At 70.4% G+C, this 14,189-nt stretch carries 16 protein-coding genes, 3 tRNA genes and 1 pseudogene; 9 read left to right on the top strand and 11 right to left on the bottom strand.

Translation table 11 applies throughout. The features are described from left to right. Positions 1–32: 32 nt before the first annotated feature. From VGH85_11520 to VGH85_11495, 6 genes are all read right to left on the bottom strand, one after another. Positions 33–109: transfer RNA gene (locus VGH85_11520), tRNA-Phe, on the bottom strand. A 21-nt stretch (positions 110–130) separates the two neighbouring features. After that, positions 131–204, bottom strand: a tRNA-Asp gene (locus VGH85_11515). Between the two features lie 13 nt (positions 205–217). Then, positions 218–290 (bottom strand) — tRNA-Glu (locus VGH85_11510). 172 nt (positions 291–462) lie between these two features. Continuing rightward, entirely contained in the window at positions 463–1,941 is a 1,479-nt protein-coding gene (locus VGH85_11505; protein ID HEY2174426.1) for a metallophosphoesterase, read from the bottom strand. A 60-nt stretch (positions 1,942–2,001) separates the two neighbouring features. Continuing rightward, positions 2,002–3,300: a phenylacetate--CoA ligase PaaK gene (gene paaK / locus VGH85_11500; GenBank protein ID HEY2174425.1), complete on the bottom strand. Its 1,299-nt coding sequence runs from the start codon at positions 3,298–3,300 to the stop codon at positions 2,002–2,004. Between the two features lie 22 nt (positions 3,301–3,322). Then, positions 3,323–3,919: a TetR/AcrR family transcriptional regulator gene (locus VGH85_11495; GenBank protein HEY2174424.1), complete on the bottom strand. Its 597-nt coding sequence runs from the start codon at positions 3,917–3,919 to the stop codon at positions 3,323–3,325. A gap of 54 nt (positions 3,920–3,973) precedes the next feature. Here VGH85_11495 and paaA point away from each other — a divergent pair, with 54 nt between their 5' ends. From paaA to paaE, 5 genes are read left to right on the top strand one after another with little or no spacing between them, the layout of a single operon-like run. Beyond that, positions 3,974–4,909: a 1,2-phenylacetyl-CoA epoxidase subunit PaaA gene (gene paaA / locus VGH85_11490; protein ID HEY2174423.1), complete on the top strand. Its 936-nt coding sequence runs from the start codon at positions 3,974–3,976 to the stop codon at positions 4,907–4,909. After that, the gene (gene paaB / locus VGH85_11485; protein ID HEY2174422.1) at positions 4,906–5,196 is read left to right on the top strand and encodes a 1,2-phenylacetyl-CoA epoxidase subunit PaaB; all 291 of its coding nucleotides are present in this window, start codon (positions 4,906–4,908) and stop codon (positions 5,194–5,196) included. The genes paaA and paaB overlap by 4 nt, the downstream gene beginning before the upstream one ends. Next, positions 5,193–5,948 (top strand): 1,2-phenylacetyl-CoA epoxidase subunit PaaC, encoded by a 756-nt coding sequence (paaC, locus tag VGH85_11480; protein ID HEY2174421.1) that lies wholly within the window; start codon positions 5,193–5,195, stop codon positions 5,946–5,948. Before paaB ends, paaC begins: the two co-directional genes overlap by 4 nt. Next, positions 5,945–6,433 carry a 1,2-phenylacetyl-CoA epoxidase subunit PaaD gene (paaD, locus tag VGH85_11475; protein HEY2174420.1) on the top strand — a complete coding sequence of 163 codons (489 nt, stop codon included), beginning with the start codon at positions 5,945–5,947 and terminating at the stop codon, positions 6,431–6,433. The genes paaC and paaD overlap by 4 nt, the downstream gene beginning before the upstream one ends. After that, positions 6,397–7,521: a 1,2-phenylacetyl-CoA epoxidase subunit PaaE gene (gene paaE, locus VGH85_11470; protein HEY2174419.1), complete on the top strand. Its 1,125-nt coding sequence runs from the start codon at positions 6,397–6,399 to the stop codon at positions 7,519–7,521. The genes paaD and paaE overlap by 37 nt, the downstream gene beginning before the upstream one ends. Positions 7,522–7,534: 13 nt before the next feature. Here the strand turns inward: paaE and VGH85_11465 are convergent, their stop codons facing one another. Then, positions 7,535–7,789, bottom strand: coding sequence for a hypothetical protein (locus tag VGH85_11465; GenBank protein ID HEY2174418.1), 255 nt, complete (start codon positions 7,787–7,789; stop codon positions 7,535–7,537). Positions 7,790–8,094: 305 nt separating this feature from the next. On the opposite strand from VGH85_11465, the gene VGH85_11460 reads away from it, so the two are divergent. Continuing rightward, positions 8,095–8,352 (top strand): hypothetical protein, encoded by a 258-nt coding sequence (locus VGH85_11460; GenBank protein ID HEY2174417.1) that lies wholly within the window; start codon positions 8,095–8,097, stop codon positions 8,350–8,352. On the opposite strand, the gene VGH85_11455 is transcribed toward VGH85_11460, so the two are convergent. From VGH85_11455 to VGH85_11440, 4 genes and pseudogenes are all read right to left on the bottom strand, one after another. Further along, the gene (locus tag VGH85_11455) at positions 8,349–9,200 is read right to left on the bottom strand and encodes an SDR family oxidoreductase (protein HEY2174416.1); all 852 of its coding nucleotides are present in this window, start codon (positions 9,198–9,200) and stop codon (positions 8,349–8,351) included. The two genes, VGH85_11460 and VGH85_11455, sit on opposite strands and share 4 nt — an antisense overlap. 20 nt (positions 9,201–9,220) lie before the next feature. Further along, a complete protein-coding gene (locus tag VGH85_11450; protein HEY2174415.1) occupies positions 9,221–10,027 on the bottom strand; it encodes a hypothetical protein in 807 nt (268 codons plus the stop codon). After that, positions 10,024–10,566, bottom strand: a complete 543-nt coding sequence (locus VGH85_11445; protein HEY2174414.1) for a YceI family protein — start codon at positions 10,564–10,566, stop codon at positions 10,024–10,026. The genes VGH85_11450 and VGH85_11445 overlap by 4 nt, the downstream gene beginning before the upstream one ends. 104 nt (positions 10,567–10,670) lie before the next feature. After that, positions 10,671–11,330 (bottom strand): annotated as a pseudogene (locus VGH85_11440) (ATP-binding cassette domain-containing protein). Positions 11,331–11,525: 195 nt separating this feature from the next. Between VGH85_11440 and VGH85_11435 the strand changes: the two are divergent. From VGH85_11435 to VGH85_11425, 3 genes are read left to right on the top strand one after another with little or no spacing between them, the layout of a single operon-like run. Then, a complete protein-coding gene (locus VGH85_11435) occupies positions 11,526–12,752 on the top strand; it encodes a histidine kinase (GenBank protein HEY2174413.1) in 1,227 nt (408 codons plus the stop codon). Further along, complete coding sequence (locus VGH85_11430) at positions 12,752–13,426, top strand: response regulator transcription factor (GenBank protein ID HEY2174412.1); 675 nt, start codon at positions 12,752–12,754, stop codon at positions 13,424–13,426. Before VGH85_11435 ends, VGH85_11430 begins: the two co-directional genes overlap by 1 nt. Before the next feature lie 32 nt (positions 13,427–13,458). Next, on the top strand, positions 13,459–14,052 hold the full coding sequence (locus VGH85_11425) for an NAD(P)H-dependent oxidoreductase (protein ID HEY2174411.1): 594 nt from the start codon (positions 13,459–13,461) through the stop codon (positions 14,050–14,052). The last annotated feature ends 137 nt before the right edge of the window (positions 14,053–14,189 follow it).

Below are 14,189 nucleotides of genomic sequence, written 5' to 3'. Positions count from 1 at the left end.
GCAGCCGTGACCGCGTTTCCGCAGGTCAGGTGTGGTGGGCAGGGGCGGGATCGAACCGCCGACCTTCCGCTTTTCAGGCGGACGCTCGTACCGACTGAGCTACCTGCCCCTCATCCCAGGTGGGAATGAGCGACCCCGACGGGACTCGAACCCGCGACCTCCGCCGTGACAGGGCGGCGCGCTAACCAACTGCGCTACGGGGCCATGCTCGACCACGTGCCCCCAACGGGATTCGAACCCGTGCTACCGCCTTGAAAGGGCGGCGTCCTGGGCCTCTAGACGATGAGGGCAGTGGATCCGGAGACCCGGCACCATGCTTGCACACCGGCCGGATCCCACGGGCACGCCCCATACGTCCATTACGCCGGGAGCCGGATCAGCATACGGGACGCCACGGACCCTGGGCAAAGCGCTACCGGCGGGTGTCGGTGCAAGCTCAAAGGGCCGGCTCAAGGGGCCGGTTCAGTGGGTCGCCTGCGGCTCGCCTCCGACCAGGTGCCGCTGGATCGTCGCCTCGGTCTCGCCGAGCCCGCCGAGCGTGATGTCGTCGTGGGCCTGCAGCTTGTGGGTGGCGGCGTCGAAGTAGAGCACCGAGCACTCCAGCGGCGTCGGCTTCTCCCCCTGCAGGCCGCGCAGCCCGGCTCCGCCGGTCGACCCCTCGACCAGCACCAGGGTGCGGCCGAGCCGCTCGGCGACCCGCTTGTGCAGGTGCCCGGCCAGCACCAGGGGCACCTTGTCCTTCAGCGGCAGCGCGGAGAGCGGGTCGTGCACCATCGTGATGTCCGGCGGTGCCCGCATCCGTTCGGCGAGTGCCGCCAGCTGGCGCCCCGCAGACTGCACCTTCTCCGCCGAGGCCGTGTCGTCGCGGGTGACCTTGTCCGGGGTGAAGCGCGGGTCGCGGGTGCCGATGATGGAGAGTCCGTCGACGGTCACCGGTTTCGTGCCGTTGAGCACGATCGCGTTCGGCTGCCCGGCGACCGCCGCGGCGGTGCTCGCCGAGTCGTGGTTACCCCGGATGAAGACGTAGGGCAGGTGCAGACCGGCGATCTGCCCGGCGTACCTCGCCTCCGGCGGGCTCCCCCATTCGACCAGGTCGCCGGTGTCGACGATGAAGTTGACCTTGAACTGCTTGGCCACCGACGCGATGACCTTGAACGCGGCCGGGTTGAGGTGCAGGTCCGACACGTGCAGCACCCGGATCGTCGACGACGCCGGCGCGAAGGTGGGCAGGGTCGACACGGCGGTGTAGAGCCGGCTCACGTTGGTGATCAGTCCGGCCAGTTCCTCGCGGTAGACGTCGAACCGGCTGACGATGTTGCGGGCGTCGCCGACCACCGCCGGGGCGTTCGCGAGCAGCCCGGTGTACGTCGGTTCGGTGAGCTTCTCCGGGTCCCAGGTCGCCGCGGCCGTGCCGCCGACGCACGCCAGCAGCACCACCGCGACCCCGCCGGCGACAAAGGCCTCCCGCCGTCGGCGGAACACCACCAGGCCGAGCACTGCGGCGCCGAGGATGGCGACGACGACCGAGACGATCACCAGCCGCACGAGCGCCGCCTTGACGTCGGCGGCGGCCTGATCGCCGATCCCGGCCAGCCTCGCCGGGTCGCTCAGCAGACGCTGCGCCTCGGCCTGGCGCAGCTGGGTGAGGTTGATCCGGATCCCGATCGGGCCGTCGTAGGCGTGCAGCGTCAGCGTGCCCAGCGGCGGCACCTGGACCACCGCCGCCCCCTCGGTGGTCGGCGAGAGTGACAGCCGGGCCTGGAATGGCCCGACGTCGTGGGTGACGTTGGCGCCGAGCAGCAGCCCGAGCAGGGCACCGACGAGAGCGACGACGATCCGGCCGCTCCACCGACCCAGCCGGTTGGACACGTGCGCGCGGAGCCACCGGCGGATCGAGATCGCCGTGTCCACGACGCGGGACGTCGTGGCGCGCTGCGGCATGATCGGGCTCCGATCGGCAAGAGTCGTCCGAGCCTAACCGCCGCCCGCGCGGCAATCTGCTCAGATGGGTCGATTGTCGACGATCCGCCGCGCCTTGCCGAGGGATCGTTCGATCCCCTCCGGCTCGACGACCTCGACCCGGGCGGAGACCCCGATCGCGGCCTTGACCAACCCGGCCAGCCGGGCCCCGGCGTCGGTGTCGGCCGCGGCGTCCGGGCGCCGTTCCACCCGCACCGTCATCTCGTCCATCCGGCCCGGCCGGGTCAACACCAGCTGGAAGTGCGGCGCCAGCCCCGGCGTACGCAGGATCAACTCCTCGATCTGGGTCGGGAAGAGGTTCACCCCGCGCAGGATGATCATGTCGTCGGTCCGCCCGGTGACCTTCTCCATCCGGCGCATGGTGCGCGCGGTGCCGGGCAGCAGCCGGGTCAGGTCGCGGGTCCGGTAACGGATGATCGGCATCGCCTCCTTGGTCAGCGAGGTGAGCACGAGCTCCCCCAGTTCGCCGTCGGGCAACGACGCGCCGGTCACCGGATCGATGACCTCCGGGTAGAAGTGGTCCTCCCAGACGTGCAGGCCGTCCTTGGTCTCGACGCATTCGTTCGCGATGCCCGGGCCCATGACCTCCGACAGCCCGTAGATGTCGACCGCGTGCATGTCCAGGCGCGCCTCGATCTCCCGGCGCATGTCCTCGGTCCACGGTTCCGCCCCGAAGATGCCGACCTTGAGCGAGCTGTCGCCCGGGTCGATGCCCTGCCGCGCCATCTCATCGAGGATCGCCAGCATGTACGACGGGGTCACCATGATGACGTCCGGCCGGAAGTCGCGGATGAGCCGCACCTGCCGCTCGGTCATGCCGCCCGACACCGGGACGACCGTGCAGCCCAGGCGTTCCGCGCCATAGTGGGCGCCCAGCCCTCCGGTGAAAAGCCCGTAGCCGTAGGCGATATGCACGAGATCACCAGGCCGGCCGCCCGAAGCGCGGATCGACCGGGCCATCACCTCGGCCCAGGTGGCGATGTCGCCGGCGGTGTAGCCGACGACCGTCGGTTGGCCGGTCGTCCCGCTGGAGGCGTGCACCCTACGCAGCTTTTCGCGCGGTACGGCGAGCATGCCGAACGGGTAGTTGGCACGCAGATCCTGCTTGGTCGTCAGCGGAAAGCCGCGGAGGTCGTCGAGACCGCGGCAGTCGTCCGGGTGGATTCCTGCGGCGTCGAAGGCGTGCCGGTAGTGCGGTACGTGCTCGTAGGCGCGGTGCAGCGTCTGCCGGAGGCGGTCGAATTGCAGAGCCGCGAGCTCGTCGCGCGATGCGGTCTCGATCGGGTCGAGCTCGCCCGGCCGGGGCGTGAGGTCGAGCACGGTCCCTCCCAGCTGAGTGCGGCTAACCCTTGTCGGCGAGCAGCCCGCGCATCACCAGGTCGGCGACCGCGTCGGCGAGACGTCCGGCCGCCAGCCCGCGACCGGGTCGGTACCACTCGGCGATGGAGTTGACCAAACCGAACACCAGCCGGGTGGTCAAGGCCGGGTCGAGGTCGGTGCGGACCGCGCCGTCGCGGCGGGCGTCGGCGACCAGTCGGCCGACGAAGCGGTCGAAGGTCCGCCTGCGGTCGAGCGCCTCCTGTTCGGTCGCGCTGTTGCCCCGCACGCGGAGCAGCAGCGTCACATAGGGCAGCTCGTCGACCAGCACCTCGACGCTGCGGCGTACGACGTGATCGAGCCGGTCGATCGCCGGGCCCTCATGCGCCGCGGGCTCCTCGGTGACCGCGAAGAGCGCGTCCAGCGCCCGGTCGAGCGCCCGTTTCAGCAGCGCCTCCTTGCCGCTCACGTGGTGGTAGATCGACGACTTCGTGATCCCTGCCGCCCTGGCCAGATCCTCCATGCTGGTGCCGTCGTAGCCCCGCTCGGTGAACTCGGCCACCGCGACCGCAAGCAGCGAGTCGGCGGTGTGACGGCGCGATGTTGACGCTGCGGGGGCCATCCGCCCATACTAGGAACCGAACGTTCGGTCGGTAAAGCCCCTTGGAGGTCGGACATGGCCGACGATTCCCAGGCCGCATTCGACGAGCTGGTCGCTGACGACGGCCGGATCGAGCCGCGGGACTGGATGCCCGACGCCTACCGGGCGACGCTGGTCCGCCAGATCGCCCAGCACGCGCACTCCGAGATCATCGGCATGCAGCCGGAAGGCAACTGGATCACCCGGGCGCCGAGCCTCAAGCGCAAGGCGATCCTCATGGCCAAGGTCCAGGACGAGGCCGGCCACGGGCTCTACCTTTACTCGGCCGCGGAGACCCTGGGCGTAGACCGGGCCGAGCTGCTCGACAAGCTCAACTCAGGTCGGCAGCGATACTCCTCGATCTTCAACTACCCCACGCTCACCTGGGCCGACGTCGGCGCGATCGGCTGGCTGGTCGACGGAGCGGCCATCACCAACCAGGTCCCGCTGTGCCGGTGTTCCTACGGCCCCTACGCGCGGGCGATGGTGCGGATCTGCAAGGAGGAGTCCTTCCACCAGCGTCAGGGCTTCGAGATCCTGCTGACCCTGTCCCGCGGTACGCCGGAACAGCACGCGATGGCCCAGGACGCGGTCGACCGGTGGTGGTGGCCGTCGGTGATGATGTTCGGGCCGCCGGATTCCGAATCGACCCACTCCGAACAGTCGATGGCCTGGCGGATCAAGCGCTTCTCCAACGACGACCTACGGCAGAAGTTCATCGACATCTGCGTGCCGCAGGCCGAGGTGCTCGGTCTGACGCTGCCCGATCCGCTGCTGCGCTGGAACGCCGACCGCGGTCACCACGACTTCGGCGAGCCCGACTGGGCCGAGTTCACCGCCGTACTGAAGGGTCAGGGTCCGTGCAACACGCAGCGACTCGCCCACCGGGTCGCCGCCCACACCGACGGTGAATGGGTGCGCGAGGCTGCGGCGGCGTACGCCGACAAGCGCCGGGCGGAGGCGGCGGCATGAGCGAGAGCCGGGACTGGCCGCTGTGGGAGGTCTTCGTCCGCGGCCGGCGCGGTCTGTCACACAACCACGTCGGTTCCCTGCACGCACCCGATGCGGAACTCGCGCTGCGCAACGCCCGCGACGTCTACACCCGCCGGCAGGAGGGCGTGTCGATCTGGGTGGTGCCGGCCGCCGCGATCACGGCGTCGTCGCCGGACGAGCGTGACGCGTTCTTCGATCCCGCCGCGGACAAGATCTACCGGCACCCGACGTTCTACGACATCCCCGACGAGGTGCAGCACCTGTGACAGGGGCCGCGGACGACGTCGCCACCTACGCGCTGCGGCTCGGGGACGACGCGCTCGTCCTCGCCCAGCGGCTGTCGGAGTGGGCCAGCCGCGCACCGGAACTCGAGGAGGACGTCGCGCTGACCAACATCGCGCTCGACCTGCTCGGCCAGGCTCGCACGCTGCTCGGCTACGCCGGCTCGTTCAGCGCCCGTACCGAGGACGACCTCGCCTACCTGCGCGACGAACGCGACTTCCTCAATTGCCAGATGGTGGAACTGCCCAACGGCGACTTCGCCGTCACGATCGCCCGCCAGCTGTGCTTCTCGACCTATCAGCTGCTGCTCTACGACGCGCTCTGCGACTCCGCCGACGACACCCTCGCCGCGATCGCGGCGAAGGCCGCGAAGGAGGTCGCCTACCACCACGATCACGCCGTGCAATGGACCCTGCGCCTCGGCGACGGGACTCCGGAGAGCCACGACCGGATGCGGGCGGGGCTCGAGCTGGTGTGGCCGTTCGTCGACGAGCTCTTCGAGACCGATCCTCTGCTACGGCGCCTCGCGGCCGACGGTGTCGCGGTCGACCCGTCGACGTTCCGGCCCTCGTGGCAGTCGACGGTGGACGACGTGCTGCGGCGCGCGACGCTCGACCGGCCCGAGACCGGGCCGCGGATGACCGGCGGACGCCGCGGCATTCACTCCGAGGCGTTCGGCTATCTGCTCGCCGAGATGCAACATCTGCATCGCGCCCACCCGGGGGCGACGTGGTGACCACTGTCGAGGAGGTCCGCGCCACGGCGAGCGCGGTCCCCGACCCGGAGGTGCCGGTGCTGACCATCGCCGACCTCGGCGTGCTGCGCGATGTCACCTACGACCCGGCGGCGGGCCGCGCCGTCGTCACCATCACGCCCACCTACTCCGGCTGCCCCGCGATGGATGCGATCAGGTCCGACATCGTTACCGCCCTTGCCGGAATCAGCGTCGACGACGTCGAGGTGCGCACGGTGCTGGCGCCGGCGTGGACGACCGACTGGATGAGTGACGCCGGTCGCCGCAAGCTCGCCGATTTCGGCATCGCTCCGCCGCCGGGATCGGTGGGACAGCGCGGTGCGGTCGCCGTCGCACTGTCGGTGCGCTGCCCGCAGTGCGGCTCGCTCGACACCCGTGAGGTCGCGCACTTCGGTTCAACCGCCTGCAAGGCGCTCTTCGTCTGCTCGTCGTGCCGGGAGCCGTTCGACCATTTCAAGGCGCTCTAGTGGCCACGGGTCGCCGTACACCGGTATTTCACAAGCTGACCGTGTCCACTGTGGAGAGACTGACCGACGACGCGGTGACCGTGACGTTCGACGTCCCGCCGGAGTGCCGGGCGGACTTCGACTTCACCGCCGGCCAGCATCTGACGTTGCGGACCGACCTCGACGGCGCGGAGGTACGGCGCAACTACTCGATCTGCGCACCGGCCGGCGGCGGCAAGCTCCGGGTCGCCGTCAAGGCGCTCCCCGGCGGGGCGTTCTCGTCCTACGTGAACGGGACGCTCCGCGCTGGCGACGTGATCGACGTACTCACCCCGACGGGCACGTTCTCGACGCAGCTGGATGAGTCCCACACCAAGCACTACGCCGCGATCGCCGCCGGCAGCGGCATCACGCCCGTGCTCTCGCTGTTGTCGACCATCCTGGCCGCCGAGCCGGAGAGCCGCTTCACCCTGCTCTACGGCAACCGCAACGCCCGCACGGTGATGTTCCTCGACGAGCTGGCCGACCTGAAGGACCGCTATCCCGACCGGCTGCACCTCGTGCACGTCTTCTCCCGTGAGACGCAGGACGTGCCGCTCTTCGAGGGCCGGATCGAGGGTGCAAAACTCGAACGCCTGCTCGACACCCTGCTACCTCCGGGGGACGTCGACGAATGGTTTCTGTGCGGCCCGTTTGCGATGGTCGAGGCGGTCCGTCCGGTGCTGACCGGCCGCGGCGTGGACCCGCACCATGTGCACTTCGAGCTCTTCCACGTCGAGGACGCACCCCCGCCGCCGCGTCGTGCCCCGGACGAGAGCGGCGACCGGCCGACCAGCGAGGTGACCGTGATCCTCGACGGCCGGACGACAAAGGTCCCCGTCGAGCGGGACGGAGACCGGATCCTCGACGCGGTCCTGCGGGTCCGCGGCGACGCGCCGTACGCCTGCAAAGGAGGTGTGTGCGGCACCTGCCGGGCGCAACTCGTCACGGGACAGGTCGAGATGGAGCAGTGCTACGCGCTCGAGGACGACGAGGTCGCAGCCGGGTTCGTGCTGACCTGCCAGTCGCACCCGGTCACGGCCGAGGTGACGCTCGACTACGACCGCTGAACCACCGATCCGTCTACCTGACCGTCAGCCGGGCGTCGATCGCGGCGCCGGCCGGCATGTCACAGAGATCGATCCGCAGCCCGTGGCTGTCGGCATAGGCGCGGGCCAAGTCCACCTCGTCGGCGGTGAGGTTGGTCCAGAGCAGAACCATCGGTCGGCCGATCACGTCGACCTCGATATGGCTGCGGCTACGGAGCGGCCGGCAGGAGCGGGACCGACAGACCTCGACACCGTCGGTCAGGCCATGGGCGCAGGCGGCCAGTGTCACTCGGCCGTTCGGTGATGGGGTCGGGCAGACGGCTATTCGATCGGACATGGATCCCCCCGTGATCGCGATCGACGGGAGGTCGAGCCCAAGCCATGCCGCGCGGACGCCCGCCCGGAAGGACTGCCCCGGAAAGGGCGGCCTGATCGATACTGCTCCTCAATTGTCCCTCTGTTTCTGTATAACGAGCAACCGAACGACAAAGTTCACCGTGTGGTGCAACGGAACTGTTCGGTACCCGCCGTCCGGCTGGTGCAGGGGTGACACTTGGGAGGGTGCCGACATGCCTTCGGAATCCCGTCACGTCAGTGCGCAGGTCGACCGACCCGTCGCCCGTCGCCCTCCTGCACCGAGGCGGCGAGTCCAGGGGTCTCGACCACCGGGTCACGCTGCCTTCCGGTGAGACCGTCTACAACCCGATGCGGGTCATCGCCGACGGCGCCGGCAGCGAGGTGGTGTTCACGCTCCGCCGGGCTCCCGGGGTGAGCGACAAAGAGTTCGAGCGCGACACGACCTTCGTCCAGGCCGACCTGAACGCCCTCAAGAAGGTGCTCGAAGCCCGCTAGAGCGGCGGGTGATCGTGCAGAAACTCGGCGAGGGTCTGCGGGGGGTGCCCGGCAAGGGTGGCCACCGTGTCGCTCACGACGTCCAACTCCCCGGTTCCGACAGCGGCGTAGGACGTCACCCAGCCCTCGATCGCCCAGTCCGGCGCGCCACTGGATGCCCGGGACGCCCGCGCCTGCTCGAGGGTCTCGTCCTCGAACCGCACCGGGCGACCGGAGAACTTCGCGAGTTCGTCGGCCAACTCGGCCATGGATATCGAGACCGGACCGGTGACGTCATAGGTCTGGCCCTCATGCCCACTGGTGGTGAGCACCGCCGCCGCGACGTCGGCGATGTCGTCCCGGCTGACCCAAGCGACCCGGCCGTCGTGCGCCGGACCGCGGATCACGCCGTCCGAGCCGACCCAGGTGGGTGCCAGATCCAGGTAGAGACTCTCCCGGAGAAAAGTGAACTCCGCCCCGGTACCGCGGATGTGCTGTTCGGTCGCGTAGTGGTCGCGGGCGAAGGTAAATGTCGCGTCCGGCGCGGCCCGCAGGAACGACGCGTAGACGATGCGCCGGACGCCGGCCGCCACGATGGCGTCGACGGCGGCGGTGTGCACCCGCACCCGACCCTGCATCTCCCCCACCGGGACGAGGAACACCGTCTCGACGCCGGCCATGGCCCGCCGCATCGCCTCGGTGTCTTCATAGGACGCCTGTGCCACGTCGGCGCCGGGCAGGGACGGCGCGCGGGCCGCGTCGCGGACCACGAGTCGCTGCTCCACGCCGGCCGCCGCCAGCCGGGCCGCGACCCGGCCACCGAGCGCGCCAGTCGCTCCCGTGACCGCGATCGATGGTCCCTGGGTCATCGGTCGAGTCTGCCACGACCTCAGCCGTCCCGGCGGTTGAGGACGGTGCCGGCGGCCGCGACCAGGATCACCGCCCAGCAGACGACCACGCCGTACGCCGTTCCGGTCGACAGGTGCACGGCCGACCGGCCGGCGACCGTTCCGGCGAGGCTCGAGGTCGCACCGGTCGGCAGGTAGGCGAGCACGTGGTGCTGCCACCAGACCGGGAGCACGTAGAGGATCCCGGGCAGAAACGCCACGACGTTGGTGAGCGTGACGCCGACGGAGGTACGCCGGACGAGGAACGCCATGCAGGTGCCCAGAATCGCGATCAGCGCGGTCCCGACGCCGGCTCCGAGGATCGCCGCGAGTACGCCCCCGTCGAAGAAGCCCGGTGTGGGCACGCCGCGGGCGGACATCATCCGCAGGCCGACGGCGACGGCGACCGCGGCGAAGAGGACGCCCGCGACGAGGCCCGCGGGCGCGGCGACGAGCAGTTTCGCGGCGAATGCACGCGACCGCTTCGGCGTCGCGGTGAGCGTCACGTGCATCATGCCGTTCGCGTATTCCGAAGCCACCCCGGTCACCGCCATCGCGGCGACGATGACGTTGGCGTAGGGCATCGCCGACAACGCCGTGGCCACCGGGTCGAACACGTGCTTGGCCGACGGATCGAGCGCCGCAAAGTCACCGCCGGCCGCCGCCGACAGGAGCGCCCCGACGCCGACGGCGAGCAGCGCGGCGAGTCCCAGCAGGGGAAGCATCGCCCGCAGGGTCGAGACCTTCACCCATTCCGAAGAGACGGTGTCGCGGAGGCGCACCCGCGCTGTCCCGATGGCGGCGGTCACAGCGCCACCGCCAGGATCTGCACGGAGAGCTCCAGATGACGACCGGCCAGCCCGCGGTATGCGGTCACACCGAAGTCGGCCCGGTCGATGCGGGTGACCGCACGGGCGGCGAAGGAATACGGCCGGCCGGGCTGGAGCGCGGAACTGTCGATCCGCAGGCTGACCGGGCGTTGGACGTCGCGCACCGTGAGGGTGCCCGCCAGAGTCGTGCCGGCATCGGACCGATCCAGCCGCCCAGAGGTGAACGTCATCACCGGGTGGCGGTCGGCGTCGAGGAGCCGTCGGGAGCGGACGTTGGCGTCGCGCTGGGTGTTGCCGGTGTGGAAGCTCGCGGTGTCGATCTCCACGTCGACCCGGGAGTCGTCGACCGGGTCGGCGACGTCGATCACTCCGTGCCGGATCGCGAAGGTTCCGCGCACCGGGGCGAGTCCGAACAGGTGGCGTCCTGTGAAGCGCACGGTCGACACCTGCGCGTCGATCTCGTAGCGGCCCGGGCGCGGGATCTGCACGGTGCTGCCGGTGGTGGTCGGTGCGGACATGGTGGTCCTTTCGTTTCGTGGCGTGCGCGGCGTCGTCAACGACGTACCGGCGCGCTGCGGTGGGTGGTGGTGTCACTGGTGAGTCGGAGAAACGCCTCGGCGAGGGTTGTGCCGTCGCCGGTCAGGTCGGCGACCGTCGAGTCGGCGACCAGCCGTCCCCGGCCGATCACGACCACGGCTTCCGCGGTCCCCTGCATCTCGTTGAGCAGGTGGCTGGCCACCAGCACGGTCCGGCCCTGCCGGGCGAGGTCTTTGAGCAGGTCGCCCATCCAGGCAATGCCTTCGGGGTCGAGCCCGTTGATCGGCTCGTCGAGGATCAGCGTCGACGGATCCCCGAGCAGCGCGGTCGCCAGACCGAGCCGCTGGTACATGCCGAGGGAGAAGGTCCGGACGCGGTTGCCCGCCACGTCGGAGAGACCGACGACGGTGAGAACCTCGTCCACCCGCCCGCGCGGCAGATGGGCGGCCCGGGCGACCCAGCGCACATGGTCGTACGCCGTCCGGGCACCGTCGGCGGCGCGGGCGTCGAGTAGCGCCCCGACCTCCTGCAACGGCGCCGGCAGGTCGGCGTAGGACTTCCCGTCGACGGTCGCGATGCCGGCGGTCGGTCGGTCCAGGCCCAGGATCATCCGCATCGTGGTCGACTTCCCTGAGCCGTTCGGGCCGAGGAATCCGGTCACGGCACCGGGCCGCACGTCGAAGGACAGGTCGTCGACGGCCACGGTGCCGCCGTACGCCTTGGACAACCGTCGCACCCTGATCACGGGGCCTCCTCGGGCTCGGTCTGCTGACGTGACCTATTCGACGCGGTAGGAGGGGTCGCCCGGCAGGGTGAAAGGGCGGGTTCGGCGGCGACGAAATGCCCGCCCTGCAGGTGGGCGTGCGACTTTCGTAGGGACCTGCGGGCCGAAGGTCTCCTGGTCAGGTCGACCGGCGGCCCCAGGACGTACCTTTACCGGGTGAGCGACGCCCCCGGGAACCCTCGACGCCACGTCCTCTTCGACGTGGCGATCGCGGTCTTCTTCGTGGTCCTCGACACCAGCCTGACGCTGGTCGGTTCGTCGTGGTGGCCGGCGCACCCGGACACGCTCGCCTGGGCATTGCTCGCCCTGCAGGCGGTCGCCTGCTTCTCCCTCGTCGCCCGCCGGCGCTGGCCGATCACGGTGGTCGCGATACTGGCCGCGTTCACCCTGCTGGTGACGCTGCTGATCTGGCCCGTGGGCGCGCTGACCCCACTGCACGACCAGAACGTGTGGGCGCCCTTCGCGACGGTTCTCGCGGCGTACGCGCCGGTGCAGTGCCTGCGCCCCGGCTCGGAGGTCGACCGGCGCCGGGCCTTCATCGCGATCGTCATCCTGACCATCATCGTCGCGCGGCCCTGGCAGCCGTCGATCATCGTCATCACGGTCGGGGTTCTCCGTACCTGCGCCGGACCGCTCCTGGCGATGTACTTCGAGGCGCGCCGGCGGCTGGTCCGCGCGCTGACCGAGCGCGCCGAACGGGCCGAGCGCGAGCGTCACCTGCTCGCCGAGCAGGCACGGGCGGAGGAACGGGCCCGGCTGGCCGGCGAGATGCATGACGTCGTCACACACCGGGTGAGCCTGATGGTGCTGCAGGCCGGTGCGCTGCGGATGAGTACGACCGACGGTGCGACCCGCGAGGCCGCCGAGGAACTCCGCGAGGCCGGCTGCCGGGCGCTGGACGAACTGCGCGACCTCGTCGGCATCCTGCGGACGTCCGACGGCGACGAGGAGCCGGAGGAGTCGCATCCGGCGACGTCGGCGCTCGCCGATCTCGCGGCAGAATCCACCGCCGTGGGCAGTCCGACCGAACTGATCGAGTACGGCGACCCGGGTCTCGCCTCGCCGGTGGTGGGGCGGACGGCGTACCGGATCGTGCGGGAGGCCCTGACCAACGTGCGCAAGCATGCGCCCGGCGCGCAGGTGACCGTGCACGCACATTACGACGCGTCGCAGGTGCGACTCACCGTCCGCAACTCCCCGCCGACCCGGCCGGCCGACGTAGCGCTGGTCGACACCGGTTCCGGAATGGGCATCGCCAATCTCCGCAAGCGGATCGAGCTCGTGCACGGCACGCTCCACGCGGGCCCCGACCCGGCCGGCGGCTTCTGCGTCGAGGCGACGCTGCCCGCCTACGTACCGACCGCTGAGTCGGTGCGCGGCTGATGCCGTCGCCCGCCGGGGTCATCAGCGTGATCGTCGTCGACGATGAGCCGATGGTCTGCGCCCACCTCCGGACGATCCTCGGTTCCGCCGACGACCTGGAGGTGATCGACGAGGCGCACGACGGCGCCGCCGGAGTCGAATCGGTCGTCCGCGGCCGACCCGACGTCGTCCTCATGGACCTGCGGATGCCCGGCGTCGACGGCCTGACCGCGATCGAACGGATCAGCGCACTTCCCGACCCGCCCGCGGTCGTCGCGCTGACGACCTTCGACGCCGACCAGTACGTGCTGCGCGCGCTGCGCGCCGGAGCCGCGGGGTTCCTGGTGAAGTCGACCCCGCCGGAAGATCTGATCGGGTTGGTGCGCGTCGCCGCCGACGGGCACACGGTGCTCTCGCCGTCCGCCGCGCGTCGGCTCGTTGCGGCGTCGACCGACCGGAGCTCCACCCAGCAACGCGCGCAGGATCTGACCCGGTCGTTGACCGAACGGGAGGTCGAGGTGCTCCGCGGCCTCGGCGAGGGGCTGTCCAACGCGCAGATCGCGGGCAAGCTCTTCCTGTCCGAGGCGACCGTCAAGGGATACGTGTCGCGGATGCTGGTCAAGCTCGACTGCGCGAATCGCACCCAGGCCGGACTGCTCGCCCACGACGCAGGAATCGTCGAGCGACTCGGTTAGATTTGAGGCTCCCCATCATCGAGGAGTGACAGGTGCCCGACAACACGGCCGCACGCATCCTGCTCGTGTCGGGAAGCACGCGGTCCGGCTCGACCAACACGGCCGTTCTTCGTACCGCGCCGTCGGTAGCCCCGGACGGCGTGACGACCGATCTCTACGCCGGGCTGGCCGACCTGCCGGCGTTCAACCCCGACGACGACCATCAGCCGCTTCATCCGGCGGTCGCCGACCTCCGCCGCCAGATCGCCGCCGCTGACGCCATCCTGTTCTGCACCCCGGAGTACGCCGGCGCACTGCCCGGCAGCTTCAAGAACCTCCTCGACTGGACCGTCGGCGGTGGGGAGATCTACGGCAAGCCGGTCGCCTGGATCAACGTCTCATCGGTGGCGGCGCCGACCGGCGGTGCCGACGCCCACGAGTCGCTGGCCAAGGTGATGGGCTACATCGGCGTCGACGTCGTGTCGCAGGCCTGCGCCCGGGCACCCATGAGCCGCGACGCCATCGGCGACGACGGCCTGGTGACCGACGCCGACGTACGGGCCCAGCTGGCCGACGTGCTCCGTGCCCTGGCCCACCACGTCCAGCCTTCGGCCCGCACCGCGCGCCCGGCACACACGGGGATGTGACCCGGCGGCCCGGACCAATCCCCATGATCAAGAGGGGATCCGTACGGCGTTTCGCACCGAAATCCCCTCTTGATCATGGGTCTCGGCTCCCGTCCCATGTTTTACGTCAGCGGCCCGGTGACGTCGAGTAACGGCTA

The organism is Mycobacteriales bacterium, assembly GCA_036497565.1.
Taxonomy (GTDB): domain Bacteria; phylum Actinomycetota; class Actinomycetes; order Mycobacteriales; family QHCD01; genus DASXJE01.
Note: the sequence above shows the minus strand (reverse complement) of the source record. Positions and strands in the feature narration are given on the sequence as shown.

Coding starts and splice junctions, on each gene's coding strand:
- paaB (HEY2174422.1), top strand. CDS start 4,906: ATGAGCGAGAGCCGGGACTGGCCGCTGTGGGAGGTCTTCGTCCGCGGC.
- VGH85_11455 (HEY2174416.1), bottom strand. CDS start 9,200: ATGACCCAGGGACCATCGATCGCGGTCACGGGAGCGACTGGCGCGCTC.
- paaA (HEY2174423.1), top strand. CDS start 3,974: ATGGCCGACGATTCCCAGGCCGCATTCGACGAGCTGGTCGCTGACGAC.
- VGH85_11505 (HEY2174426.1), bottom strand. CDS start 1,941: ATGCCGCAGCGCGCCACGACGTCCCGCGTCGTGGACACGGCGATCTCG.
- VGH85_11445 (HEY2174414.1), bottom strand. CDS start 10,566: ATGTCCGCACCGACCACCACCGGCAGCACCGTGCAGATCCCGCGCCCG.
- VGH85_11495 (HEY2174424.1), bottom strand. CDS start 3,919: ATGGCCCCCGCAGCGTCAACATCGCGCCGTCACACCGCCGACTCGCTG.
- VGH85_11430 (HEY2174412.1), top strand. CDS start 12,752: ATGCCGTCGCCCGCCGGGGTCATCAGCGTGATCGTCGTCGACGATGAG.